General features: G+C 72.1%; 25 protein-coding genes. 24 read left to right on the top strand and 1 reads right to left on the bottom strand.

The window, feature by feature from the left end; genetic code table 11:
- Window positions 1–336: 336 nt before the first annotated feature.
- The 18 genes from proS (at window position 337) to ACZ6Z8_RS33665 (ending at window position 17,159) form a co-directional block, all read left to right on the top strand.
- On the top strand, window positions 337–1,749 hold the full coding sequence (gene proS, locus ACZ6Z8_RS33750) for a proline--tRNA ligase (protein ID WP_402827936.1): 1,413 nt from the start codon (window positions 337–339) through the stop codon (window positions 1,747–1,749).
- A 411-nt stretch (window positions 1,750–2,160) separates the two neighbouring features.
- Window positions 2,161–2,739: a hypothetical protein gene (locus tag ACZ6Z8_RS33745; protein WP_402827933.1), complete on the top strand. Its 579-nt coding sequence runs from the start codon at window positions 2,161–2,163 to the stop codon at window positions 2,737–2,739.
- 445 nt (window positions 2,740–3,184) lie between these two features.
- Window positions 3,185–3,613 (top strand): 30S ribosomal protein S16, encoded by a 429-nt coding sequence (gene rpsP / locus ACZ6Z8_RS33740; protein ID WP_196946892.1) that lies wholly within the window; start codon window positions 3,185–3,187, stop codon window positions 3,611–3,613.
- 2 nt (window positions 3,614–3,615) lie between these two features.
- Complete coding sequence (locus tag ACZ6Z8_RS33735) at window positions 3,616–3,855, top strand: RNA-binding protein (RefSeq protein WP_030056773.1); 240 nt, start codon at window positions 3,616–3,618, stop codon at window positions 3,853–3,855.
- A 236-nt stretch (window positions 3,856–4,091) separates the two neighbouring features.
- Complete coding sequence (gene rimM / locus ACZ6Z8_RS33730) at window positions 4,092–4,652, top strand: ribosome maturation factor RimM (protein ID WP_465613843.1); 561 nt, start codon at window positions 4,092–4,094, stop codon at window positions 4,650–4,652.
- 179 nt (window positions 4,653–4,831) lie between these two features.
- Window positions 4,832–5,650: a tRNA (guanosine(37)-N1)-methyltransferase TrmD gene (gene trmD, locus ACZ6Z8_RS33725; RefSeq protein WP_465613842.1), complete on the top strand. Its 819-nt coding sequence runs from the start codon at window positions 4,832–4,834 to the stop codon at window positions 5,648–5,650.
- Window positions 5,651–5,804: 154 nt separating this feature from the next.
- Window positions 5,805–6,155 carry a 50S ribosomal protein L19 gene (rplS, locus tag ACZ6Z8_RS33720; RefSeq protein ID WP_030243502.1) on the top strand — a complete coding sequence of 117 codons (351 nt, stop codon included), beginning with the start codon at window positions 5,805–5,807 and terminating at the stop codon, window positions 6,153–6,155.
- A gap of 77 nt (window positions 6,156–6,232) precedes the next feature.
- Window positions 6,233–7,216, top strand: coding sequence for a signal peptidase I (lepB, locus tag ACZ6Z8_RS33715; RefSeq protein WP_465613841.1), 984 nt, complete (start codon window positions 6,233–6,235; stop codon window positions 7,214–7,216).
- 121 nt (window positions 7,217–7,337) lie between these two features.
- On the top strand, window positions 7,338–8,228 hold the full coding sequence (lepB, locus tag ACZ6Z8_RS33710; protein WP_465613840.1) for a signal peptidase I: 891 nt from the start codon (window positions 7,338–7,340) through the stop codon (window positions 8,226–8,228).
- 242 nt (window positions 8,229–8,470) lie between these two features.
- Window positions 8,471–9,475, top strand: a complete 1,005-nt coding sequence (lepB, locus tag ACZ6Z8_RS33705) for a signal peptidase I (RefSeq protein ID WP_465613839.1) — start codon at window positions 8,471–8,473, stop codon at window positions 9,473–9,475.
- A gap of 145 nt (window positions 9,476–9,620) precedes the next feature.
- On the top strand, window positions 9,621–10,376 hold the full coding sequence (gene lepB, locus ACZ6Z8_RS33700) for a signal peptidase I (RefSeq protein ID WP_465613838.1): 756 nt from the start codon (window positions 9,621–9,623) through the stop codon (window positions 10,374–10,376).
- 112 nt (window positions 10,377–10,488) lie between these two features.
- Window positions 10,489–10,962, top strand: coding sequence for an NUDIX hydrolase (locus ACZ6Z8_RS33695; protein ID WP_465613837.1), 474 nt, complete (start codon window positions 10,489–10,491; stop codon window positions 10,960–10,962).
- Window positions 10,963–11,017: 55 nt separating this feature from the next.
- Complete coding sequence (locus ACZ6Z8_RS33690) at window positions 11,018–11,344, top strand: DUF2469 domain-containing protein (protein ID WP_030056781.1); 327 nt, start codon at window positions 11,018–11,020, stop codon at window positions 11,342–11,344.
- A gap of 168 nt (window positions 11,345–11,512) precedes the next feature.
- Window positions 11,513–12,016: a YraN family protein gene (locus ACZ6Z8_RS33685; protein WP_465613836.1), complete on the top strand. Its 504-nt coding sequence runs from the start codon at window positions 11,513–11,515 to the stop codon at window positions 12,014–12,016.
- Between the two features lies 1 nt (window position 12,017).
- Window positions 12,018–13,727 (top strand): YifB family Mg chelatase-like AAA ATPase, encoded by a 1,710-nt coding sequence (locus ACZ6Z8_RS33680; protein ID WP_465613835.1) that lies wholly within the window; start codon window positions 12,018–12,020, stop codon window positions 13,725–13,727.
- A complete protein-coding gene (gene dprA / locus ACZ6Z8_RS33675; protein ID WP_465613834.1) occupies window positions 13,724–14,950 on the top strand; it encodes a DNA-processing protein DprA in 1,227 nt (408 codons plus the stop codon). The genes ACZ6Z8_RS33680 and dprA overlap by 4 nt, the downstream gene beginning before the upstream one ends.
- Window positions 14,951–15,577: 627 nt before the next feature.
- Window positions 15,578–16,462, top strand: a complete 885-nt coding sequence (gene whiG, locus ACZ6Z8_RS33670; RefSeq protein WP_465613879.1) for an RNA polymerase sigma factor WhiG — start codon at window positions 15,578–15,580, stop codon at window positions 16,460–16,462.
- A gap of 112 nt (window positions 16,463–16,574) precedes the next feature.
- Window positions 16,575–17,159, top strand: coding sequence for a TetR/AcrR family transcriptional regulator (locus ACZ6Z8_RS33665; RefSeq protein WP_465613878.1), 585 nt, complete (start codon window positions 16,575–16,577; stop codon window positions 17,157–17,159).
- Between the two features lie 84 nt (window positions 17,160–17,243).
- Here the strand turns inward: ACZ6Z8_RS33665 and ACZ6Z8_RS33660 are convergent, their stop codons facing one another.
- Entirely contained in the window at window positions 17,244–17,660 is a 417-nt protein-coding gene (locus ACZ6Z8_RS33660) for a peptidoglycan DD-metalloendopeptidase family protein (protein WP_465613833.1), read from the bottom strand.
- Between the two features lie 911 nt (window positions 17,661–18,571).
- Here ACZ6Z8_RS33660 and rpsB point away from each other — a divergent pair.
- The 6 genes from rpsB (at window position 18,572) to rlmN (ending at window position 24,802) form a co-directional block, all read left to right on the top strand.
- Window positions 18,572–19,432 (top strand): 30S ribosomal protein S2, encoded by an 861-nt coding sequence (gene rpsB, locus ACZ6Z8_RS33655; protein ID WP_465613832.1) that lies wholly within the window; start codon window positions 18,572–18,574, stop codon window positions 19,430–19,432.
- Window positions 19,433–19,561: 129 nt separating this feature from the next.
- On the top strand, window positions 19,562–20,401 hold the full coding sequence (tsf, locus tag ACZ6Z8_RS33650; protein WP_402827898.1) for a translation elongation factor Ts: 840 nt from the start codon (window positions 19,562–19,564) through the stop codon (window positions 20,399–20,401).
- Window positions 20,402–20,662: 261 nt separating this feature from the next.
- Entirely contained in the window at window positions 20,663–21,427 is a 765-nt protein-coding gene (pyrH, locus tag ACZ6Z8_RS33645) for a UMP kinase (protein ID WP_030056790.1), read from the top strand.
- 96 nt (window positions 21,428–21,523) lie between these two features.
- Window positions 21,524–22,081 (top strand): ribosome recycling factor, encoded by a 558-nt coding sequence (gene frr / locus ACZ6Z8_RS33640; protein ID WP_380417258.1) that lies wholly within the window; start codon window positions 21,524–21,526, stop codon window positions 22,079–22,081.
- A 299-nt stretch (window positions 22,082–22,380) separates the two neighbouring features.
- Entirely contained in the window at window positions 22,381–23,622 is a 1,242-nt protein-coding gene (locus tag ACZ6Z8_RS33635) for a phosphatidate cytidylyltransferase (RefSeq protein WP_465613877.1), read from the top strand.
- A gap of 79 nt (window positions 23,623–23,701) precedes the next feature.
- A complete protein-coding gene (gene rlmN / locus ACZ6Z8_RS33630; RefSeq protein ID WP_465613831.1) occupies window positions 23,702–24,802 on the top strand; it encodes a dual-specificity RNA methyltransferase RlmN in 1,101 nt (366 codons plus the stop codon).
- The last annotated feature ends 4 nt before the right edge of the window (window positions 24,803–24,806 follow it).

The following is a 24,806-nucleotide window of genomic DNA, read 5'->3' as shown; positions in this document are numbered from 1 at the left end:
CGCGGGCCCGGCGGGCCCCTGCTGCGGGTGGTGCGGTCGTGCGCCCGTCGGTCGTGCGTCCGCTGGTCGTGCGGTCGTGCCGGTCGTCCGAGCTGAAGCCATCGCGGCCTCCCATCCGGTCCTTCGGTGTGTGCTGCTACGGCTCCCCCAAAGTCCCGCCCCACTCCAGCCAACAGCGGGTCGGGCCCGGCGTCCAGAGGGGTGCAGGGTGGTGCGCGCGCGTCGCGGTCGTGCGCCCCCTGCGGGCGGCGGAGGGACTGCCGCGGCCGTCCCTCCCTTCCCGCAGGTGTGATGGCGATTCGAAGTGAGGGCGTCGCTCCCCGTACCATTCCGCCCATGGCTAAGGCACCCGTTCTCACCCCTCAGGCGGAAGACTTCCCGCGCTGGTACCAGGACCTCATCAACAAGGCCGAGCTTGCCGACAACGGTCCGGTGCGCGGCACCATGGTCATCCGACCGTACGGCTACGGCCTGTGGGAGCGGATGCAGCAGGAGATGGACGCGCGCATCAAGAAGGCGGGCGCCCAGAACGCCTACTTCCCGATGTTCATCCCGCAGTCCTACCTGACCAAGGAGGCCGAGCACGTCGAGGGCTTCGCCCCCGAGCTCGCGGTCGTCACCCACGGTGGCGGCAAGCAGCTGGAGGAGCCGGTCGTCGTCCGGCCCACCTCCGAGACGATCATCAACGAGTACTTCTCGAAGTGGGTGCAGAGCCACCGCGACCTGCCCCTGCTGATCAACCAGTGGGCCAACGTGGTCCGTTGGGAGCTGCGCCCGCGTGTCTTCCTGCGCACCACCGAGTTCCTCTGGCAGGAGGGCCACACCGCCCACGCCACCTACGAGGACGCCCGCGACTACGCGTCGATGATCCACACGCAGGTCTACGGCGACTTCATGACCAACGTGCTCGGCATCGACGTCGTGCTCGGCCGCAAGACCGCCAAGGAGCGTTTCGCCGGCGCCATCAACACCCTCACCCTGGAGGGCATGATGGGCGACGGCAAGGCGCTGCAGATGGGCACCAGCCACGAGCTGGGCCAGAACTTCGCCAAGGCGTTCAACACCACCTACCAGCTGCAGGGCGCCGAGCGCGAGCACGTCTGGCAGACCTCCTGGGGCGTCTCCACCCGCATGGTCGGCGGCCTGATCATGTCCCACGGCGACGACAACGGCCTGCGGGTGCCCCCGCGCCTGGCCGCGGTCCAGGCCGTGGTGCTGGCCATCAAGGGCGACGACGCGGTCATCGCCAAGGTCCGCGAGATCGGTGCCCAGCTGGAGGCCGCCGGCGTCCGCGTCGTGGTCGACGACCGCACCGACACCCCGTTCGGCCGCCGCGCCGTCGACTGGGAGCTCAAGGGCGTTCCGCTGCGCATCGAGGTCGGCCCGCGCGACCTGGAGAACGGCACCGCGATGCTCGCCCGCCGCATCCCGGGCGGCAAGGAGCCGGTCTCCATCGACGCCCTGGCCGCGCTGCTGCCGGGCATCCTGGAGGAGGACCAGGCGCTGCTGCTGCGCCAGTCCCGCGAGCGCCGCGAGGCCCGCACCGTCGATGTCAAGACCCTGGACGAGGCCGTCGAGGCCGCCGCGACCGGCTGGGGCCGGATCTCCTGGGCCGACCTCGGCGCCGAGGGCGAGGCCAAGCTGGCCGAGCAGGGCGTCACGGTGCGCTGCATCGTCGCTGCCGACGGCTCCGTGCCGCAGGCGGACGACCAGGACGGCAATATCGCGATCGTCGCGCGTGCGTACTGATGTCGGCCGCCTTGTCGGTCGTCGGCGGGCAATGACAGCTACCGGCGACATTTGCCCGGAATGCGGTTGGGTAAGAATCCGGTAACTCTGCCGGACGAGTCCGGGAAGCGGACATCCCTACTGGCCGGTCAACTGCCGGTATTAACGGAATAGCGGTACCGTGTACGGCTCGTGGCCCTGTCAACTTCGGCGGGTCCACGGGCCGTACGTCCAGGGAGCGACAGCCCGCTCCCGGACGGAATTCACGAGGCCCGCCGACGCTGCGACGGGCCGAAACCGGCAGGGGGTTGTCTTGCGTCAGATCCGGAACGCGCAATTCGCGCACAGTCGCGCATTCCTGGGAGTTCCCTGGGAATTCCCGGAGAACGGGAACATGCGGAACATCGGCTCGCCCTGCATCGTTGGTCTAGCGTGAGCACGACACAGCCCCTCGTCCTCGCGGCCGAACTGGCCGCCGCCTGGAGTGACATCCAGGCCTACCACCAGGACCTCCCCGACCTCGCCTCGCCCGAGGCGCTGATCGGCGAGTCCTCCTCGGCCTGTGGCACGCGGCTCGGTTTCGAGCGGCTCCTCCACGAGGCTGCCCATGGTCTGGCCGCGGCCCGGGACATCCGGGACACCTCGCGGGCCGGCCGCTACCACAACCGGCGCTTCCTGATGCTCGCCTCCGAGCTGGGCCTGGCGCACCCGGTCGAGCCGCACGCCAGCAGCGGCTTCTCCCAGGTGACCATGCTCAAGGAGACGCAGGAGCGCTACGCCGAGACCATCGAGCGCCTGGACCGCGCCCTGGGCGCGCACCAGGAAGCGGTGACCGGCGACGGCACGAACCGCGCCTTCCGCGGGCCGGCCGCCCGGCACGGCTCCTCCGGGGGCGGCGTCCGGGTCAAGGCGGTCTGCGGCTGCGGACGCAACGTCCGGGTCGTGCCGTCGGTGCTCGCGCAGGCGTCCATCGTCTGCGGGGCGTGCCAGCAGCCGTTCAAGATCGCGTAATCCGGGGCCGGGACCGGTCGACGACTGTGCGGGCAGTCGGTGCGGCCGGGGTGATCGGCGCCGGCGGCGTTGACACCGGTGACCTGGCGGTGGCGCCGGTGACCGGGGTGTCGACGCGGTGGCCTGGACGGTGACATCGGTGACATCGGTGACACGGGTGAGTCTGTGGGCTGACCGGGAGCGGGGGCTCCCGGTCGTGCCCTGAACGGCGCGCGCCGCGTTGCCGCCCCGCCTCGGGGCTTCCCCGCGCCCTGCGCCGTGGTTCCCCGTGGCGGTCGAGTGAAGAGCGTCCGCGCCGGTATGGCAGAATGGACAGCTGAGTACTCGGCAGCCGGGCAGGACCCCTCTCTCCTACGGCTGGCGTGTCCCTTGAACAGCCTGCCCCGCAACCCCACGCGGACGGCGAGGCTGCTCACCCACGTCAACACCAGGAGAATCCACTCCCGTGGCAGTCAAGATCAAGCTGAAGCGTCTCGGCAAGATTCGCTCCCCGCACTACCGCATCGTCGTCGCCGACGCCCGCACCAAGCGTGACGGTCGCGCGATCGAGGAGATCGGCATCTACCAGCCGACCTACAACCCCTCGAAGATCGAGGTCGACAGCGACCGCGCCCAGTACTGGCTGTCCGTCGGCGCCCAGCCGACCGAGCCGGTGCTCGCCATCCTCAAGCTGACCGGCGACTGGCAGAAGTTCAAGGGCCTGCCGGCTCCGGAGCCGCTGAAGGTCGCCGAGCCCAAGGTCGAGGACTTCTCGCACCTGTTCGCGAAGGCCGTCGCCGGCTTCGAGGACGCCACCACCGGTGTCGCCATCACCCCGAAGGCCAAGAAGTCGGACAAGGCCGAGGCTGAGGCCGACGCCGCCGCCGAGGCCTGATCGTGATCGAGGACGCCCTCGACCATCTGGTGAAGGGCATCGTCGAGCACCCCGACGAGGTGCAGGTGCGCTCGCGCAACCTGCGTCGGGGCAACACCATCGAGGTGCGGGTGCACCCCGATGACCTCGGCAAGGTGATCGGCCGGGGTGGCCGCACGGCGCGCGCACTGCGCACCGTGGTCGGCGCCCTCGGCGGTCGCAACGTCCGGGTCGACCTGGTCGACGTGGACAACATTCGCTGACGCAGCTGCTCGTTCAGCCGTCGGGCTTGAGGCCGACCGGGACGCATGTCGTCCCGGTCGGCCTTTTTTGCTGGCTGTCCCTGCTCACCTGTCTCAGCGCCCACAGCACCCTTGTGTCTGAGTGCACACCTGCTCAGCGCACACCTGTTTCAGCGCATGCCCGTTTCAGTGCATGCCCGTTTCAGCGAATACCTGTCTCAGCCTTCTCGCTCAGCAACTCCAGGAGAACGATCACCGTGCAGCTCGTCGTCGGCAGGATCGGCCGCGCCCACGGCATCAGGGGGGACGTCAGTGTCGAGGTCCGCACCGACGAGCCGGAACTCCGGCTCGGCCCCGGTGCCGTCCTGCTCACCGATCCCGCCTCGGCCGGACCGCTGACCGTCGAGTCCGGCCGGGTCCACAGCGGCCGACTGCTGCTGCGCTTCGCCGGCGTCAAGGACCGCAACGCGGCGGAGGCGCTGCGGGGCACCCTGCTCATCTCCGAGGTCGACCCGGAGGAGCGTCCGGAGGACCCGGAGGAGTACTACGACCACCAGCTGATCGGCCTCGACGTGGTGCTGCTCGACGGCACCCCGGTCGGTGAGCTGACCGAGGTCGTCCACCTGCCGTACCAGGACCTGCTCACGGTGAGGAAGGCCGACGGGACGGAGGTGCTGGTGCCCTTCGTGACCCAGATCGTGCCGACCATCGACCTGGAGAACCAGCGGGCCGTGATCACCCCGCCGGCCGGGTTGATCGACCCCGACCAGGCCGAGGTCGTCGGCAACGCGGCGGAGGAGCCGGAGGAGTCGGAGTGACCGTCGAGCAGACCCCCGGGAGCGCCGGTCACGGCGAGGGCGCTGGCGGCGGTTCGGGTGCCGATGTCGGAGCGGGTGCCGATGCCGGTTCGGGTGCCGGAGCCGGAGCCGGAGCCGGAGTCGGAGTCGGAGCCGGGGCCGGTGCGGGTGCCGGTGCGGTCCCTGGTGTCCGGTCCGGGATGCGGATCGACGTCGTCTCGATCTTCCCGGAGTATCTGGAGCCGCTGAACATCTCGCTGGTCGGCAAGGCCCGGGCCCGCGGTCAGCTGGACGTGCACCTCCACGACCTGCGCCAATGGACCCACGACGTGCACCGCACGGTGGACGACAGCCCGTACGGCGGCGGCCCCGGCATGGTGATGAAGCCCGAGCCGTGGGGCGAGGCGCTGGACGCGGTCGTGGCCGGCGGGCCGGCGGGCGAGGTGCCGACCCTGGTCGTGCCCACCCCGAGCGGGCGCCCGTTCACCCAGGAGCTCGCCCAGGAACTGGCCGGCCGCCCCTGGCTGGCGTTCACCCCCGCCCGGTACGAGGGCATCGACCGCCGGGTGATCGAGGAGGCGGCCACCCGCATGCCGGTGGTCGAGGCCTCGATCGGCGACTACGTGCTGGCCGGCGGCGAGGTCGCGGTGCTGGTGATGGTCGAGGCGATCGCCCGGCTGCTGCCGGGCGTGCTCGGCAACGCCGAGTCCCACCGGGACGACTCCTTCGCTCCGGGCGCGATGGCCGACCTGCTGGAGGGCCCGGTCTACACCAAGCCCGCCGAATGGCGCGGCCGGACCGTGCCGGAGGTGCTGCTCAGCGGCAACCACGGCAAGATCGCCCGCTGGCGTCGGGAGCAGGCCTTCGCCCGCACCCTGGCCAACCGGCCCGACCTGGTCGGACGCTGGCAGTACGGCGCCTTCGACAAGAAGGACCGGGCGGCGCTCAGCGCCCTGGGCCTGGCCTGGGACGAGGAGCTCGGCCGATTTCGGTCCGCGGCCGGTGGTGTGGAAGAATAGGCCGCTGCTGTCTGTCGCTGGTTCCCTTCCGTAGGGAGCACGTGGACCGGCGCCCCCGCCACGGGGGGATCGCCGCCAGCCGATGCGGCCCGCAGCAGACCCCATTGTGACGAACTTCCGTGGGCGGCCCGTGGCGCCTGCGATGGAGAGCAACATGAGCAACAAGCTCGCTGCTGTCGACGCGGCCTCGCTGCGCACCGACATCCCGGCCTTCCGCGCCGGTGACACCCTGAAGGTTCACGTCCGGGTCATCGAGGGCAACCGCTCCCGTGTCCAGGTCTTCCAGGGCGTCGTCATCCGCCGCCACGGCGCCGGCGTCGGTGAGACCTTCACCGTTCGCAAGGTCAGCTTCAACGTCGGCGTGGAGCGCACCTTCCCGGTGCACACCCCGGTCGTCGAGAAGATCGAGGTCGTGACCCGCGGTGCGGTTCGCCGCGCCAAGCTGTACTACCTGCGTGACCTCCGCGGCAAGGCCGCGAAGATCAAGGAGAAGCGCGACCGCTGATCCACCGGCCCCCGGCCATGCCGGGGGATCAGAGCGCTCAGAAGGCCCGGCCCACCGCAAGGTAAGCTCAGCGCCCGATGAGCACGCACGAACCACCCGCGGACCGCGACGGCAGTCCCGTACCCACCGGTGCGGACTCGCTGTCGCGGTCCGCGGTCGTTTCCGGGCCGGAGCCGTCCCCGGAACGGGAGGCGACGCCGGGCGGCGTTCCAGTGCCGGGCGACGGTGTGCCGCCGGGCGACGGCTCGGTGCCCGGGCAGGGTGAGAACCGGTCCGAGGACCAGCCCGCGGGTCGGCCCGAGGACCAGCCCGCGGGTCGGCCCGCGGAGCAGCCCGATGAGCAGGTCGAGGCCGCGGAGAAGGGTGACGAGGACGAGGAGCCCGGGCGTTCGCGGTCCCGGGACCTGCTGCTGTTGGCCGGGATCTGCCTGGCGGCCCTGCTCCTGGTGAACGCGTTCGTCGCCCGGCCGTTCACGGTGCCCTCCGGTTCGATGGAGGACACCCTGCAGCCCGGCGACCGGTTGATCGCCAACCAGCTCGCCTACGCCTTCGGCGGCCACCCCCAGCGGGGAGACATCGTGGTCTTCGACGGGACGGGCTCCTTCCTCCCCGAGTCGGCCGAGCAGCCGGGGTTCTGGGACAACGTGCGTTCGGTCGGCCGGGACCTCGGGTTGGTCCCGGCCGGGGACACGGTCTACGTCAAGCGCGTGATCGGCGTCGGCGGAGACCGGGTGCGGAGCACCGGCCCGGGTGCGCCGCTCACCGTCAACGGCGTACCGGTGGACGAGGCTTCCTACCTGGCCCCGGACGACCAGCCGTCCGACGTGGCCTTCGACGTCGTGGTGCCGCGCGGCGAGCTGTTCGTGCTGGGCGACCACCGGAGCGCCTCCCGGGACTCGCGCGACCACCTCGGGGAGCCCGGCGGCGGCTTCGTGCCCGAGGACAAGGTGATCGGGCGGGCGGACTGGGTGGTGTACCCGTTCTCGCGCCTGACCGGACTGGACCGGCCCTCGGCCTTCACCGCGGTCGCGGGAACGGGTGGTCATGGGCACCAGGGGTAGGGGGCGGGCCACCGACCGGTCGGCCCCGGAGCCGAAGCCGGGGGGAGCTGCGGGCGGGCGCGAGGGCGGGGCGGATCCGGTCGGGGCCGGTCCCGTCCGTCCCGTCGGTTCCGTCGACCCCATGGACTCCGCGCGTCCCGCCGAGCCGGCCGCGTCGGTCGCACCGGTCCGCGGCCGCGCCGAGCGCCGTCGCAGTGCCCGGCGGGCGGCCCGCCGTCGCAAGCGCTCGCTGCTGCGGGAATTCCCGCTGATCATCCTGGTGGCCCTGCTGGTGGCGCTGGTCATAAAGACCTTCATGATCCAGGTGTTCGTGATCCCCTCGGGCTCGATGGAGCAGACCATCCAGGTCGGGGACCGGGTGCTGGTGGACAAGTTGACCCCCTGGTTCGGCAGTGAGCCGCAGCGCGGCGACGTGGTGGTGTTCAAGGACCCGGGTGGCTGGCTGGAGAGCGATCGCAAGCCGTCCCACGACGGTCCGGTACTGGGCGGCGCCAAGCAGGCACTGACCTTCGTCGGACTGCTGCCGTCCGACAACGAACAGGACCTGATCAAGCGCGTGATCGGCGTCGGCGGGGACACCGTCGAGTGCTGCGACCCGCAGGGGCGGCTCACCGTCAACGGCCACCCGGTGGAGGAGCCGTACCTCGCGCAGGGCAACCCGCCCTCCCGGCAGCCGTTCAAGGTGACGGTGCCGAAGGGGCGCCTATGGGTCATGGGTGACCACCGGGACGTCTCCGCCGACTCCCGCTTCCACATGGGCAATCCGGGGCAGGGCACCGTCCCGCTGACCGACGTGGTCGGTCGCGCGTTCGTGATCGCCTGGCCGCTGGGCCGCTTCCATCAACTCGATGAGCCGAGTTCACTCTCCTCTCTCACTGCGGCGTCGCAGCCCGGTGGAACTACGCCGGAATCGATGGGCGTTGGGCCGGTTCCAACGGAACCTCCGCTCGTTATGGGTGTGTTGGGCATCCTTCCGCTCGTCTTTCGCCGGCCGGGGCGGCCTCCGAAGTGAGCCGCTCCGGCCGTTGGACGGCCGGACAGCGCGTGTGGAACCGCGAGCCGGGTGCCCTGGAGTGATAGAGAAGTGCAGGTGCGGCCGGGAGTGGTCCCGGCTGTGCGTCGAGGCCGGGTTGGTGTCAGGGAAGTCCGCCGTGGGCAACCCCGAGGCGTTCACGGTCGTGGCGAGCGTGGTGCCCGCTGTGCGGCACTCTGAGCGCGGGCGCGCGGGCGTCCGCACAGCAGGGAGGAGACGTTGTGGGGGATTTGGTGATCGGTGCCCGCTCAGGCGCCGGGGAACCCGAGGGCCCGGGCGGCCGGGTGAACCGGGCCGCCGAGTCCTCGGCACCGTCGGCGGCGGTCGAGGACGCGGCCGCCCAGAACGCCGACGAGCACGGCACCGGGGCGGACCGCCCTTCGGAGCCGCAGCGGCCGGAGGGCGAGCAGGTGGACGAGTCGGGCTCGGAGGCTCCGGCCAAGCCGCGCAAGCAGCGCTCCTTCCTGAAGGAGCTGCCCATCCTGATCGGCATCGCGCTGATCCTCGCGCTGGTGATCAAGACCTTCTTCGTCCAGGCGTTCTCCATTCCGTCCGAGTCGATGCAGAACACCCTGCAGGTCGGCGACCGCGTGCTGGTGGACAAGCTGACCCCCTGGTTCGGATCCGAGCCCGAGCGCGGTGACGTCGTGGTGTTCCACGACCCGGGCGGCTGGCTGAACGACGAGCCGACCCCGCAGAACAGCAACTCCTTCGTCCGCGGCGTCCAGGACGTGCTCAGCTTCGTCGGGCTGATGCCGTCCGCCAACGAGAAGGACCTGATCAAGCGGGTCATCGCGGTCGGCGGCGACACCGTCGAATGCAAGGACGACGGGCCGGTCAAGGTCAACGGCGTCGCCCTCAACGAGCCGTACATCTACTCGGGCAACACCCCCTGCGGGACCCAGCCCTTCGGCCCGGTGAAGGTGCCGAACGGCCGGATCTGGGTCATGGGCGACCACCGCGCCGACTCGCTGGACTCCCGCTTCCACATGGACCAGCCGGGCGGCGGAACGGTGCCGGTGGACAACGTGATCGGGCGGGCCTTCGTGGTGGCCTGGCCGGTGAGCCACTGGTCCACGCTCCCGGTGCCGGACACCTTCGACCAGAAGGGCCTGGCGGCGGCCTTGCCGGTCGCGCCCCCCGCGGTCGGTGCGGTGGGTGCCGTCGCCCTGCTTCCGCTGGTGCGTCGGGTGCGGAACCGGAAGGAGCGCCGGAGGGAGTCCTGAGCTCCACCTGGTCGTCCCCGACTCTTGCGCGGGCCGTGGTACCGACGAGTAATCTGCTCGGACGTGCCACGGCCCGTCGGCGTTCGCGCCCGAGCCACCGGCGTGCCAGTGGTGTTCTCCGGTAGGCCAGAGGTGGACGGTGTCGATGAGCAGTGTCGTGGAACAGTCGGCCGACCATCCGGAGGCGTCGGCCCGGCCCGGCCGCAGGCTCGCCGCGGTACTGCAGGGCATCGCGCTCGCGCTCGGGCTGCTGATGATGATCGGCGGCTTCGCCCTCATCGCGGTCGACTACCGGCCGTACAAGATCCCCACCCCCTCGATGCACCCGACGCTCCAGGCCGGCGACACCGTGCTCGCCCGCACGACCGACGGCGGCGCCATCGGCCGGGGCGACGTGGTGGTCTTCCGCGACCAGGCCTGGGGCGGAGAGCTCATGGTCAAGCGGGTGGTCGCGGTCGGCGGTGACACCGTCGCCACCACCGCGGACGACCACCGGCTGACGGTCAACGGAAAACCGGTGGACGAGCCGTACCTCGCGAGCCAGGGCCGCCAGGGCGAGTCCTTCAGCGTGACGGTGCCGGAGGGACGACTGTTCCTGCTCGGCGACAACCGGGTCGGCTCGCTCGACTCCCGCACGCACCTGGAGGTCGACGGCGGGACCGTCCCGGCCACCGAGGTCGAGGCCAGGGTCGAGGCCACCCTGTTGCCCTTCGGCCGGACCGGCCTGCTGGACCGGACCACGGCCTTCGACGGCTTCGCGGGCCCGAAGGCCACCGGGCCCGGGCCGCTGGCGCCGGCCGCCTACGCGAGCGTCGCGGGCGCGGCGCTGATCGTCGTGACCTCGGCGGTGGGCGGGGTGGCGGGCCTGGCGCGCCGGATCCGCCGGGGGCGCAGCTCCTGACCGGGGCCGTCGCCCGTCGGCCCGCTCTGCCGAACATCGCCCCGGACGGACGCGCCGGGTGGCAGGATCGGTAGCGCCACCGATGCGAACGGAAGGAGCGTGGAGCGCTGCCATGACTGCACAGCGTCGCAGGGCCGCACGGATCCTGCTGCTGGACGGGCTGGACCGCATCCTCCTCTTCCTGGGCGCCGACCCGGCGGTGCCCGACGAGACGTGGTGGTTCACGCCCGGGGGCGGCTTGGAGCCGGGGGAGGACGTGCGCGAGGCGGCCGAGCGGGAGCTCGCGGAGGAGACCGGCTTGCGGGGTGTGGACCTGGGGCCCTTGGTGGCGTACGGCACGGTGTCGTTCTCCTTTCGGGGAAAGCGCTACGAGCAGGAGCAGTGGTTCCACCTCGCCCGGACCACGGAGACGGGTCTGGACCACACGGGCATGGGCGAGGACGAGCACGCCCAGCTGCTCGCGGCGCGCTGGTGGACGGTCGAGGAACTGCGCGGGACGGCCGAGACGGTCTATCCGGCCGGACTGGCGGACTTCCTGGGGCGACTGCTGGCGGAGGGCCCGCCGGTCGATCCGGTACGGCTCTGAGCGTGGGTGCGGTGGTCCACAATGGGTGGACGTGACAAGTTGAGGGGACGCCTGGATGAGTGCCGAAGATCTCGAAAAGTACGAGACCGAGATGGAGCTCAAGCTCTACCGGGAGTACCGGGACGTCGTCGGCCTGTTCAAGTACGTGATCGAGACCGAGCGACGGTTCTACCTCACCAACGACTACGAGCTGCAGGTGCACTCGGTCCAGGGCGAGGTGTTCTTCGAGGTGTCGATGGCGGATGCGTGGGTCTGGGACATGTACCGGCCGGCCCGGTTCGTCCGCAAGGTCCGGGTGCTGACCTTCAAGGACGTGAACATCGAGGAACTCGCGAAGAGCGATCTGGAGCTGCCCTCGGACGAGTCCGGCTTCGGGAACTGACGTTGGACGACTCCGTCCCGCGTTGTCCAGCCGAATTTCGCCCGACGGGGGCTTCTCACCCCTGCGGGTGACAAGAGTTATCCACAGGCCGGAGTTATCCACAGGGAAACGGAATTTCCCGACTCCGGCGCGCACGGTGGTGCAGCCTCCTCGGCGGAGGTGGTCACCGTGCAGAACACCATCGTGCAGGACCAGGCCGTACCGAACACGGCCGCAACCGGGGCGGACGTCGGAGCCGAGCCGGACCGCAGCACCAGGAGCGGGCTCGGCCGCTACGGGGAGCGGGTCGCCGCCCGTCACCTCGCGGAGTCCGGGCTCCGCATCCTCGACCGCAACTGGCGCTGCGCCGAGGGCGAGCTGGACATCGTCGCCCTCGACGGCGACACCGTCGCCGTCTGCGAGGTGAAGACCCGCTCCGAGCGGGGCTTCCAACAACCCAGCGAGGCCATCGACCGGGTCAAGGCCGCCCGGCTGCAACGGCTCGCCGAGCGCTGGCTGGCCGAACGCTGGCCCGGGCACTTCGCCCGGCTGGCCGGACCCGGGTACGACCCCGGGCCATCCGATCCGCAGTGGCCGCCCGCCCCACCGGGAGGGGTGCGGATCGACCTGGTTGCCGTGGTCAACCGGGCGCGGGGTGCGGCCCTGGTCGACCACCTGCGGGGGGTGGTCTGAGATGGCCTTCGCCCGCACCTGTTCCGTCGCGCTGGTCGGGGTCGACGGAGTGATCGTCGAGGTCCAGGCCGATCTGGAGCCCGGGGTGGCCGCGTTCACCCTGGTCGGCCTGCCCGACAAGGCGCTCACCGAGGCCCGCGACCGGGTCCGCGCCGCGATCTGCAACAGCGGGGAGGCCTGGCCGCAGCGCAAACTGACCGTCGGCCTCAGCCCCGCCTCGGTCCCCAAGAGCGGAAGCGGTTTCGACCTCGCGGTGGCCTGTGCCGTGCTGGCCGCGGCCGAGCGGCTCGACCCCTCCGCCATCGCCGACCTGCTGCTCATCGGCGAGCTGGGGCTGGACGGCCGGGTGCGGCCGGTCCGCGGGGTGCTGCCGTCGGTGCTGGCCGCCGCCGACGCCGGGTACGAACGGGTCGTGGTCGCCGAGCAGACGGCGCCCGAGGCCTCGCTCGTTCCCGGGGTGACGGTGATCGGGGTCCGCAGTCTGCGCCAGCTCGTCGCCGTGCTGACCGGGGCGGCGGAACCGGAGGAGCCGCCCGACCCGATCGGCGGCCGTCCGGATCCGCTGATGGCCGGCCTGATGCTCCCCAGCGCGGGAGTCCGGGGCCTGCCCGACGACCGTGCGCTGCGCCTCGACATGGCCGACGTGGCCGGCCAGTACGAGGCCCGGCGAGCCCTGGAGATCGCCGCCGCCGGAGGGCATCACATCTACCTCAAGGGCCCGCCGGGCGCGGGCAAGACGATGCTGGCGGAGCGGCTGCCCTCGCTGCTCCCGCCGCTGACCCAGAAGGAGGCGCTGGAGGTCACCGCCGTCCACTCGGTGGCGGGCCTGCTCCCGGCCGGGCGCCCGCTGATCGCCACCGCGCCCTACTGCGCCCCGCACCACTCCACCACGATGCCCGCGATCGTCGGCGGCGGGAGCGGCCTGCCGAGACCCGGGGCGGTGTCCCTCGCCCACCGGGGCGTGCTCTTCCTGGACGAGGCCCCCGAGTTCCCCGTGCGGGTGCTCGACGCGCTGCGCCAGCCGCTGGAGTCGGGCGAGGTCGTGATCGCCCGTTCGGCCGGATCGCTCCGGCTCCCGGCCCGGTTCCTCCTGTGCCTGGCGGCGAACCCCTGTCCGTGCGGCCGGTACTCGCGGCGGGGCGAGGGCTGCGAGTGCACCCCGGCCATGGTGAGCCGGTACCAGGGGCGGCTCTCCGGGCCGCTGCTGGACCGGGTCGACCTCCAGGTCCAGGTCGCCCCGGTGACCAGGATCGAGCTCATGGAGCGGGACGCCACGGCGGAGAGCACCGGGACCGTCGCGGCCCGGGTGCTGGCCGCACGGGAACGCGCGGCGGCCCGGCTGGAGCACACCCCCTGGCGGACCAACGCAGAAGTGCCCGGCCACGAGCTGCGGACCCGCTGGCAGCTCGGGGCCGGCGCGCTCAACGACGCGGCGCGCCAGCTGGAACGCGGCCTGCTGACCGCCCGGGGCCTGGACCGGGTGCTGAGGGTCGCCTGGACGGTCGCCGATCTGGCCGGCCGCGACCGACCGGACCAACAGGACGTGCGTACCGCCCTGGTCCTGCGCACCGGCGTCGAGCAGGGGCTCCCGCTCTCCGGGCGCGTTCCCGGCCGGCTCGGCAGCATCCCGGCCCAGCGCCGGAGCGGCCCGGACGACGACCGGCCCGAAGCGGGAACGGAACCCCCGGCGAACGACGAGGAGGCGGCATGAACCAGCTGTTGGGAGGAGACGCGGCTCGGGCACCCCAGGCACCGCAGGCACCCCAGGAATCCCGAGCGGCAAGCCCGGCCGCCACCGGCCCGTCGGCCGGGCAGGAACCGGAGCGTCTCGCCAGGGTCCTGCTCAGCCGGCTCAGCGAACCGGGCGACGCGGTGGTCGGCCGCTGGCTCGATCGACTCCCGGCCGTGGAGGTGGTCCGGGCGATCCGGGACGGCACCGTCCCCGACCATCCCGGGCTGGACTCCGCCCGGCTGGCCGGCTACCAGGCACGGCTCCCAGGCCTGGCCCCGGCGGACGACCTGAAACGGGTACGGGACGCCGGTGGACGCTTCATCATTCCGGGGGACACCGAATGGCCCAGTCAGCTGGACGACCTGGGCGACGGACGCCCGATCGGCCTCTGGACCACCGGCACCGGTTCACTGCGGCTGCTCGCCCTCCGCTCGGTGGCGGTGGTGGGTTCGCGGGCCTGCACGGCCTACGGCGCCCATGTCGCGGGCGAGCTCTCGGCCCAGCTGGCCGAGCGCGGCTGGGTCGTGGTGTCCGGAGCCGCGTACGGGATCGACGCGGCGGCCCACCGCGGGGCGCTGGCCGTCGGCGGGATGACCGTCGCCGTGCTCGCCTGCGGGGTCGACGTGGCCTACCCGAAGGGGAACGCCGCACTGATCCGGCGGATCGGCGTCCAAGGCCTGCTGGTCAGTGAACTCCCGCCCGGGGAGCATCCGAACCGGTTCCGCTTCGTGCTCCGGAACCGTGTCATCGCAGCACTGACCCGGGGCACCGTGGTGGTCGAGGCGGCCCTGCGCAGCGGAGCCCTGAGTACGGCCAGACGGGCGCGCGACCTCAACCGCCACACCATGGGCGTGGCCGGCCCCGTCACCTCGGAGCTCTCCGCCGGGGTGCACGCCCTGATCCGTAGCGGAGGCGCCACGTTGGTCACCGACGCGACCGAGATCACCGAGCTGGTCGGTGCGATCGGGGACGACCTGGCTCCGCAGCGAAGCGGCCCGGTGCTGCCGCGTGACCTGCTGGAGCCGGCGGTGGCCCGGGTCCTGGAGGCCGTCCCGGCCACGGCGGAGGGCGCTCCGGTCGAGCGACTGGCCCGCCAGTCCGGGCTCCCGCCGGACGAAGTCCTGCAGCGGCTCTACGAGCTGGTCTCGCTCGGCTTCGTGGAGCGGCACGGTGCGCACTGGCGCGTGGTGCGGAGGAGGTGATCGTCGGAGAAGCGAACACGGGTGCGCCCGGGGGAGGCGGGCCGGGACGGTCCGGCTGACCAGCTGATCCGGTCCTTCCGCTCGTGTGGCCGGATCCGCTGGGCCGAGGCCACCGGATCGAGGGACGACCGAGTGGCGGTAGCGCTTTGCAGCGAGTCGGTCACGCTACGCTCCACCTGCCTTCCCTATCAGCACATGACTCGGCAGAACGGCGCAGACCCACGTATGCCCACACACATTCCCGGACACAGAGTGACCGGTGGCGCCCGGTCCTCGGGAGGGCCGCGCACCGAGCGGCGCCCCGTGACCGAGTTCCCGCCCAAGTCGGCGGGGACGATGGGAGGCCTGTCGCGCCAGGGCGGCCGGCCGACGGTGGTGCCGGGGCAGCCGGCCGACATGGCCAGGGACGTCGACGCCGCGCCCGGCGCTGACGCCGCCCATGCCGCTGACGCCGCGCATGCCGCTGACGCCGCCCACGGCGCTGACACCGCGCCCGGCGCCGACGCCGCTCACCCCGGCGCGGCACCGGACGCCGAGCCGGCGCACGGCACCGGGGCGCCGCACGGTGCCGGGGCGGTCGTCGAGGCGGACGCGCCCGGCGGTGCTGCCGTCGAGCGCGCCCCCCGGCTGCCATCGAGCGCCCCCGCGCCGGACGCCACCTCCCCGCCCGTCTCCCGGCTCCGCCGGGAAGGGGCAGGCGAGGACAAGGGCGAGGGCGCAGGCTCGGCCGCCCGGGACACCGGCGCCCAGGGGCGCAGCGCGCTCGAAGAGCTCTGGCGCTCGTACAAGGTGACCGGCGACCAGCGGCTGCGGGAGCAGCTGATCCTGCACTACTCACCACTCGTCAAGTACGTGGCGGGCCGGGTCGGTGTCGGTCTGCCCTCCAACGTGGAGCAGGCCGACTTCGTCTCTTCCGGAGTCTTCGGCCTGATCGACGCGATCGAGAAGTTCGACATCAACCGCGCCATCAAGTTCGAGACCTACGCGATCAGCCGCATCCGTGGCGCGATCATCGACGAGCTGCGCGCCCTGGACTGGATCCCCCGCTCGGTGCGGCAGAAGGCGAAAGCCGTCGAACGGACGTACGCGACGCTGGAGGCCCGGCTGCGCCGGACGCCGCACGAGCCCGAGGTCGCGGCCGAGATGGGCATCGCGATCGAGGACCTGCACGCGATCTTCAGTCAGCTGTCGCTTGCCAACGTGGTGGCCCTGGACGAGCTGCTGCACCCCGTGGGGGAGGGCGGCGACCGGCTGAGCCTGATGGACACCCTGGAGGACCACGGCGCGGACGACCCGGTCGAGGTGGCCGAGGACCGCGAGCTGCGCAGACTGCTGGCCCAGGCGGTGAACACCCTCCCCGAGCGGGAGAAGACCGTGGTGACGCTCTACTACTACGAGGGCCTCACCCTTGCCGAGATCGGACAGGTGCTGGGGGTGACGGAGAGTCGGGTGAGCCAGATCCACACCAAGTCCGTCCTCCAGCTGCGCGCCAAGCTCTCGGACATCCGGTAGCCGGTGCCCGGGCCGCCCTGCGGGCCCGCCCCTCGCCTGAATGCGCGGCGCCGTATCGGCCGCAGGTAGGGCTCCGTACAGTGGGAGCGTGCCGAAGATCCGAGCGGCCACGGTGGCCGAGCATCGCCAGCTGCAGCGGGCAGCCCTCCTCGACGCTGCCCGCACCCTGCTCGTCGAGGGCGGCATGGAGACCTTGACCTTCCCCGCCCTCGCGGCCCGCACCGGGCTGGCGCGCTCCTCGGTCTACGAGTACTTCCGCTCCCGCGCCGCCGTCGTCGAGGCGCTGTGCGAGGTGGACTTCCCGCTCTGGGCGGCCGAGATCGAGGCCGGGATGGCGAGCTGCGACACCGCCGCCGGGCGGATCGAGGCGTACGTCCGGGGCCAGCTGGCACTGGCCGGGGACCCGAGGCACCGCGCGGTGGTGGCCATCTCGGCGGTGGAACTCGATGAGGCCGCGCGCGAGCGCATCCGGGCCGCGCACGCGGGACTCGTCGGGCTGGTCGTCCAGGCCCTGGAGGACCTCGGTCACGAGCAGCCCAGGCTCGCCGCGGCACTGTTGCAGGGAGTGGTGGAGGCGGCCGTCCGCCGGGCCGAGCAGGTCGCCGCGGGGGACCGCGGGGGGTGTCCGGTCGAATCCGCCGAGGCGGTCGCCGACGCCGCCGTCGCCCTGGCGCTGCACGGCCTCGACCGCGGCTGAACCGCGGCCGGGCTCCGACCAGCTGCCCCCTGAAGCCCCTGCGTCTACGCCCTCGCGTCCATGCCCTCGGCCTACGCCTCCGGCCTATGCCCCCCCGCCGCCCAGCGGCAGCAGGCGGGCCCGGCCGGCGCCGAACAGGGCCAGCGGATCGAGGTAGTGGCCGCCGCGCAACAGCCCCCAGTGCAGACAGTCGCGCGCCCGGCAGTGCCGTCCGTCCGGGGCGAGCCGCCCGACCACTTGCCCGGCGGCCACCGCGGTGCCGACCGGGAGGGTGCCGGTGACGGGCAGGTAGGTGGTCCGCAGCGGGGGAGTCCCGGAACCGGGATGGGAGACGGTCACCACCGGCCGTCCCGCCACCAGCCCGGAGAACGTGATCACCCCGGGGGCCGCGGCCCGCACCTCCACCCCGGGCGCGGCGGCGAGGTCCACACCCCGGTGCCCGGCCGCCCAGGGCTTCGCCGGTGGGTCGAACCGCCCCACCACCCCGTCGGGCCCGCCCACCGGCCAGGCCCTCGCCGCACCCCGGGAAGAGCCGTCACCTCCAGCCGGCGCACCTTCGGCCGCCCATCCCGCCCCCGGCACCCCCACGACACCCACCAGGGTGAGCGTCACCCCCAGAACCACCCCGGTGCACGCCCGCCGACTTCGACTTCGATTCCCGCTTCGAAGCCAGCCTCGAACCCCGCCGCGGACCCCGCTTCGAACCCCGCCGCGAACCTCGCCTCGAACCTCGCCTCGAACCGCACTGCGCCCAGTCATGCCCCGAGGCTGGTCGTCCCGCGCCTCCCACACCACCCACTTCAGGATTCCTGTGGACAAACCGCCCCCGTCTCCCTGCGCCATCCCCCGGACGGGTGTACGGACGCCGCCATCCGGTGTACAAACGGCATACGAGGACCGGTCCACGGGCAGGCCGCCGACCGGTCGGCCGCCACTCTCCGCCCTCCGCGGCTCCGCCCGCCGCAGCTGTTCCCAGGCTCCCCACCGGCCCTCCCAGCCCGGCAGCGGTTCTGCCCGCAGCCCCGGCAGCGGTTCCGGCCACACCCCGGCCAGACCCCGGCCGTAGCCCGGCCGCGGGCCCTCCGGCGCCCGTGAAGTCGCTCGCCGCTCGGCGCTTCCCGTACACTTCACACGCGACCCGGTCCACCGGGTCGACTTCGCACGCCCCGCCACCGGCGGTCGGACGCGGTTCGTCCGCAGCCCCGCCAGGTGCGAGTGCCGCTCGGTCCGCCGAGCCCGACCGGTCCCCGGACCGAGCGGGTGGAAGCGGCTCGGCACGATCGGGGCGTCAGGCGTGGCTGTCACCTGGCCGCCACGGACAAACCGAGCCTGACCCGGCCGTAGGCGATCGCCCAACGGGAAACCCCCGCGGGGCCGCCGCAGTCGGGCCGTAACACCTGAGGAGAACGGCCATGGCCGTCGTCACGATGCGGGAGCTGCTGGAGAGCGGCGTCCACTTCGGTCACCAGACCCGCCGCTGGAACCCGAAGATGAAGCGCTTCATCATCACCGAGCGCAACGGCATCTACATCATCGACCTGCTGCAGTCGCTGAACTACATCGACCGCGCCTTCGAGTTCATCAAGGAGACCGTTGCCCACGGCGGCAGCGTCCTCTTCGTCGGCACGAAGAAGCAGGCCCAGGAGGCCATCGCCGAGCAGGCCACCCGCGTGGGCATGCCCTACGTGAACCAGCGCTGGCTCGGCGGCATGCTGACCAACTTCTCGACCGTCTACAAGCGTCTGCAGCGCCTCAAGGAGCTCGGCGAGCTGGACTTCTCGGACGTGGCCGGCTCCGGCCTCACCAAGAAGGAGCTCCTGGTCCTCCAGCGCGAGCACGACAAGCTGGAGAAGACCCTCGGCGGTATCCGCGACATGCAGCGCGTTCCCAGCGCCGTCTGGATCGTGGACACCAAGAAGGAGCACATCGCGGTCGGCGAGGCCCGGAAGCTCAACATCCCGGTCGTCGCCATCCTCGACACCAACTGCGACCCGGACGAGGTCGACTACAAGATCCCGGGCAACGACGACGCGATCCGCTCCGTCACCCTGCTGACCCGCGTGATCGCCGACGCCGTGGCCGAGGGCCTGAAGGCCCGCGCCGGTGTCGCCAAGGGCGACACCAAGGCCGAGCCGGGCGCCGACCAGCCGCTGGCCGACTGGGAGAAGGACCTCATCGAGGGCGAGAAGAAGGCCGAGGAGGCCCCCGCCGCCGCCGAGGCCCCCGCCGCCGCCGAGGCTCCCGCCGCCGAGGCGCCGGCCGAGCAGGCCTGACGTACCAAGGGTGAGGGGCACCCGCCGGTACGACACCGGCGGGTGCCCCTCTCTCCCGCGCCGGGGCCGAACCATCGGTCCCGGCGCATCCCCACGCAGACACGCGAGACGCGAGAAGAGATTCACACCATGGCGAACTTCACCGCCGCGGACGTCAAGAAGCTCCGTGAGCTCACCGGCGCCGGCATGATGGACTGCAAGAAGGCCCTGGACGAGGCCGAGGGCAACGTCGAGAAGGCCGTCGAGCTCCTGCGCATCAAGGGCCAGAAGGGCGTTGCCAAGCGCGAGGGCCGCGACGCCTCCAACGGCGCCGTCGCCGCGCTGATCGCCGAGGACAAGAAGTCCGGCGTCCTGGTCGAGCTGAACTGCGAGACCGACTTCGTCGCCAAGGGCGACAAGTTCGTCGAGGTCGCCGACGCGATCGCCGCCCACGTCGCCAAGAGCGCCCCGGCCGACCTGGACGCCGCCCTGGCTTCCGAGATCGAGGCCGGCAAGACCGTCCAGCAGTTCGTGGACGAGGCCAACGCGACCCTGGGCGAGAAGATCGTCTTCCGTCGCTTCGCCCAGTTCGACGGTGACGGCTTCGTCGCGGTCTACCTGCACAAGACCAGCCCCGACCTGCCGCCGGCCGTCGGCGTCCTGGTCGAGCTGGACAAGGAGAACGCCGAGGTCGCCAAGGACGTCGCGCAGCACATCGCCGCCTTCGCGCCGAAGTACCTGTCCCGCGAGGACATCCCGGCCGAGGAGCTGGAGAACGAGCGCCGCGTCGCCGAGGCCACCGCTCGCGAGGAGGGCAAGCCGGAGGCCGCCCTGCCGAAGATCGTCGAGGGTCGCGTCACCGGCTTCGTGAAGGAGAACTCCGTCCTGGAGCAGGCCTTCGCGAAGGACAACAAGAAGACCGTCGCCAAGGTCCTCGACGAGGCCGGCGTCACCCTCAAGCGCTTCGCCCGCTTCCGCGTCGGCGCCTGAGCCACGTTCCACCTGGTCCCCGGCCCCTCTAGGCTGGGAACCGCCCCCGCCCGTTGACCAGGGCGGGCGGAACGCCGAACGGGCTCACCCAGCGCCAACCGTCCATGGGCGGGCCGCTTCGGCACCATGAACGACGAGGAGGCCATTGCCGTGCAGGACACCGAACCGGTTCCCGCGGCAGTGGCCTCCTCGCGTGTACGCGCAGGCCGGGTACCCGCACACCCAGGCCTGTGAGCCAGCAGGTGCAAAAAGGAGAAGTCCATGCAGGAGACGCAGGAGACCGCGCAGGACCCGAAGGCGGGCTCGCGCCGCCGGGTGCTGCTCAAGCTGTCCGGTGAGGCCTTCGCCGGTGGTGGCGGGCTCGGCGTCGACCCGGACGTCGTGCACGCGATCGCCCGCGAGATCGCCACGGTCGTCCGCGCCGGTACCGAGGTCGCGGTGGTCATCGGCGGCGGCAACTTCTTCCGTGGCGCGGAGCTCCAGGTCCGTGGCATGGACCGGGCCCGCTCGGACTACATGGGCATGCTCGGCACCGTCATGAACTGCCTGGCGCTGCAGGACTTCCTGGTCAAGGAAGGCATCGAGACCCGGGTCCAGACCGCCATCACCATGGGCCAGGTCGCCGAGCCGTACCTGCCGCTGCGCGCCGTCCGGCACCTGGAGAAGGGCCGTGTGGTGATCTTCGGTGCCGGTATGGGCATGCCGTACTTCTCCACCGACACCACGGCCGTCCAGCGCGCCCTGGAGATCCACGCCGACGTCCTGCTGATGGGCAAGAACGGCGTGGACGGCGTCTACGACTCCGACCCCCGGACCAACCCGGACGCGGTGAAGTTCGACGCGCTGGAGTACTCCGAGGTCATCGCGCGCGACCTCAAGGTCGCCGATCTCACCGCGATCACGCTGTGCAAGGACAACAACCTCCCGATGCTGGTCTTCGAACTGCTGGCGGAGGGCAATATCGCGCGTGCGGTGAAGAGTGAGAAGATCGGCACACTCATCAGCCAGGATTCTGTCCGGGCCTGAGCAGCAGCCAGCCGTACGGGACGGCGTCCGCCGTGACCGGCCCCGATGCCGACACCGGTCGGGACAACAGCAGATGAACCGGACAGGGAGATCACAGTGATCGAAGAGACCCTCCTCGAAGCCGAGGAGAAGATGGAGAAGGCCGTCGTCGTCGCCAAGGACGACCTGGCGGCCATCCGCACCGGCCGTGCCCACCCGGCGATGTTCGCCAAGATCGTCGCCGAGTACTACGGCGCCGTGACGCCGATCAACCAGCTGGCCTCGTTCTCGGTGCCGGAGCCCCGGATGGCGGTCGTCTCGCCGTTCGACAAGACCGCCCTGAAGGCCATCGAGCAGGCGATCCGCGACTCGGACCTGGGCGTGAACCCGTCGAACGACGGCTCGATCATCCGGGTGGTGCTGCCCGAGCTGACCGAGGAGCGCCGCCGCGAGTTCATCAAGATCGCCCGCACCAAGGGTGAGGACGCCAAGGTCTCGATCCGTTCGGTGCGCCGCAAGGCCAAGGACGCCATCGACAAGCTGGTCAAGGACGGCGAGGTCGGCGAGGACGACGGCCGTCGTGCCGAGAAGGAGCTCGACGACACCACGGCCAAGTACGTGGCCCAGGTCGACGAGCTGCTGAAGCACAAGGAAGCCGAGCTGCTCGAAGTCTGATGAACGACGCCCCTGACGCCCCTGGCTACTGGGGCCCGTCCGACCAGCAGTTCCAGCCCTACCGTCCGGCGCCGCAGCCGCAGGCACCCCGTACCCCGGCCCACCCGGCGCCGGGGTACGGCGAGCAGCCGGCGCCGGACCGGGGCCGGCCCCTCCCGGGGCACCCCGGCCACCCGGGCGGCCAGGCCGCCGCCCACCAGGGTGCGCCGGGTGGCGTCCCGGAGGCCGAGGGCCTCCGTTCGGATCACTCGCAGCAGCCTCCGGTGTACTGGGGCGGCGACGCGGAGGAGACTCAGGTCATGCCTCCCGTACCGGCCGATCCCGGCCCGCACCCCGGCGCGCCCGGCCAGTACCCGGCTCCGGGTCAGCCGTCGGCCCCCGGCCGGCACGCGGCGCCCGGACGGCCGTCGGGCCCCGGCCGGTCGGCCGACCCGGCAGCGGACCAGGCCCGGGAGGCCGGCCGCCTGTCCGGTGGCCCGCTGTTCCGGGACGAGCGGCCCGAGCCGACGCCGCCGGGCGCGTCGGAGACGGTCGTGCTGCGCGCGATAACCGACGACGCCCCCTCCGCCCCCGGCCACGGCGTTCCGCCGCACCCGGGGGCTCCGGTGCATCCCGCGCCGCCGCAGAGCCACCGGGCGGCCGGGCAGCCCCCCTACGTGCCGTCGTCCCATCCAGGGCAGGAGACACCAGTGGCCGCCCAGCCCGCCCCGCAGCCGGAGCCGCGCAAGCAGCGCGGCGGCCGTAACCTCCAGGCCGCCATAGGCGTGGGGGTGGGCCTCGGCGTGGTGATCGTCGCCTCGCTGTTCGTGGTGAAGGCGCTCTTCCTGTTCGTCGTGATGGCCGCGGTGGCGGTCGGCAGCTGGGAGCTGACCACCCGGCTCGCCGAGCGCAAGCAGATCAAGGCCCCGCTGGTCCCGCTCGTGGTGGGCGGCGTCGCGATGGTCGCCTGCGGCTACTGGGCCGGCGTCCAGTGGGCCGCCGCCTCGCTGGCGTTGACCGGGCTGGCGGTGATGGTCTGGCGGATGGCCCAGCCGCCGGAAAACTACCTCCGGGACATAACGGCGGGCGTGTTCACCGCCTTCTACGTGCCGTTCCTGGCGACCTTCGTGGCGATGATGCTGGCCGCCGACGACGGTCCCCAGCGGATCGTGCTCTTCCTGATCGTCACGATCTGCAGCGACACCGGCGCCTACGCGGTGGGCTACAAGTTCGGCCGGACCAAGCTGGCCCCGACGATCAGCCCCGGCAAGACCCGTGAGGGCCTGGCCGGCGGCATCGGCCTGTCGATGCTGGCGGGTGCCCTGCTGATGCAGCTGATCATCGACGACGGCAGCTGGTGGCAGGGCCTGATCCTGGGCGGCTGCGCGGCGGTCACCGCGACCCTGGGCGACCTGGGCGAGTCGATGATCAAGCGCGACCTCGGGATCAAGGACATGGGCACCCTGCTGCCCGGCCACGGCGGCATCATGGACCGGCTGGACTCGCTGCTGCCGACCGCCCCGGTGGTCTGGCTGCTGCTGGCCGCCTTCGTCGGAAGCTGACCCGCGGACCCGCTTCCGCGCGGAGGCCCCGGACGCCCGGCGTCCGGGGCCTCCGCGCGTCTGCGACACTGGAACAACCATGCCTAAGCCCGGAGAACTCACCTTTGTCGCGCCGCGCGGCGCCAAGCCCCCGCGACACCTCGCCGACCTGAGCCCCGCCGAGCGCAAGGAGGCCGTCGCCGAGCTGGGCGAGCAGCCGTTCCGCGCCAAGCAGCTCTCCAACCACTACTTCGGCCGGATGTCGAACGACCCGGCGGGCTGGACGGACATCCCCGCCGCCAGCCGGGAGAAGCTCACCGAGAGCCTGCTGCCCGAGCTGATGTCGGTGGTGCGGCACGTGTCCTGCGACGACGACACCACCCGCAAGACGCTGTGGAAGCTGTTCGACGGCACACTCGTCGAGTCGGTGCTGATGCGCTACCCCGACCGGGTCACCATGTGCATCAGCTCGCAGGCCGGCTGCGGCATGAACTGCCCGTTCTGCGCCACCGGCCAGGCCGGGCTGACCCGCAACCTGTCCACCGCCGAGATCGTCGAGCAGATCGCCGCCGGGATGCGCGCGCTCAAGGCCGGGGAGATCCCGGGCGGCGAGGCGCGGCTGTCCAACGTGGTCTTCATGGGCATGGGCGAGCCGCTGGCCAACTACAACCGGGTGCTGGCCGCGATCCGCCGGCTGACCGACCCGGCGCCGGACGGCTTCGGCCTGTCCCAGCGCGGCATCACCGTCTCCACCGTGGGCCTCGTCCCGGCGATGAACCGGCTGGCCGACGAGGGCCTCAGCTGCCGCCTGGCGCTGTCGCTGCACGCGCCGGACGACGAGCTGCGCGACGAGCTGGTCCCGGTGAACACCCGGTGGAAGGTCGCCGAGGTGCTGGACGCGGCCTGGAACTACGCGGAGAAGTCCGGCCGCCGGATCTCCATCGAGTACGCGCTGATCAAGGACATCAACGACCAGGCGTGGCGGGCGGACCTGCTCGGCCGGCTGATCAAGAACCACCGGGTGCACGTCAACCTGATCCCGCTGAACCCGACCCCGGGTTCCAAGTGGACGGCCTCCCGCCCGGAGGACGAGCGGGAGTTCGTCCGCCGGCTCCAGTCGCACGGCGTGCCGACGACCGTCCGCGACACCCGTGGTCAGGAGATCGACGGCGCCTGCGGTCAGCTCGCCGCGGCGGGCTGAGCGG

The sequence above is a fragment of the Kitasatospora sp. NPDC101108 genome, from assembly GCF_055584725.1.
This window is presented reverse-complemented; position numbering and strand designations above follow the sequence as displayed.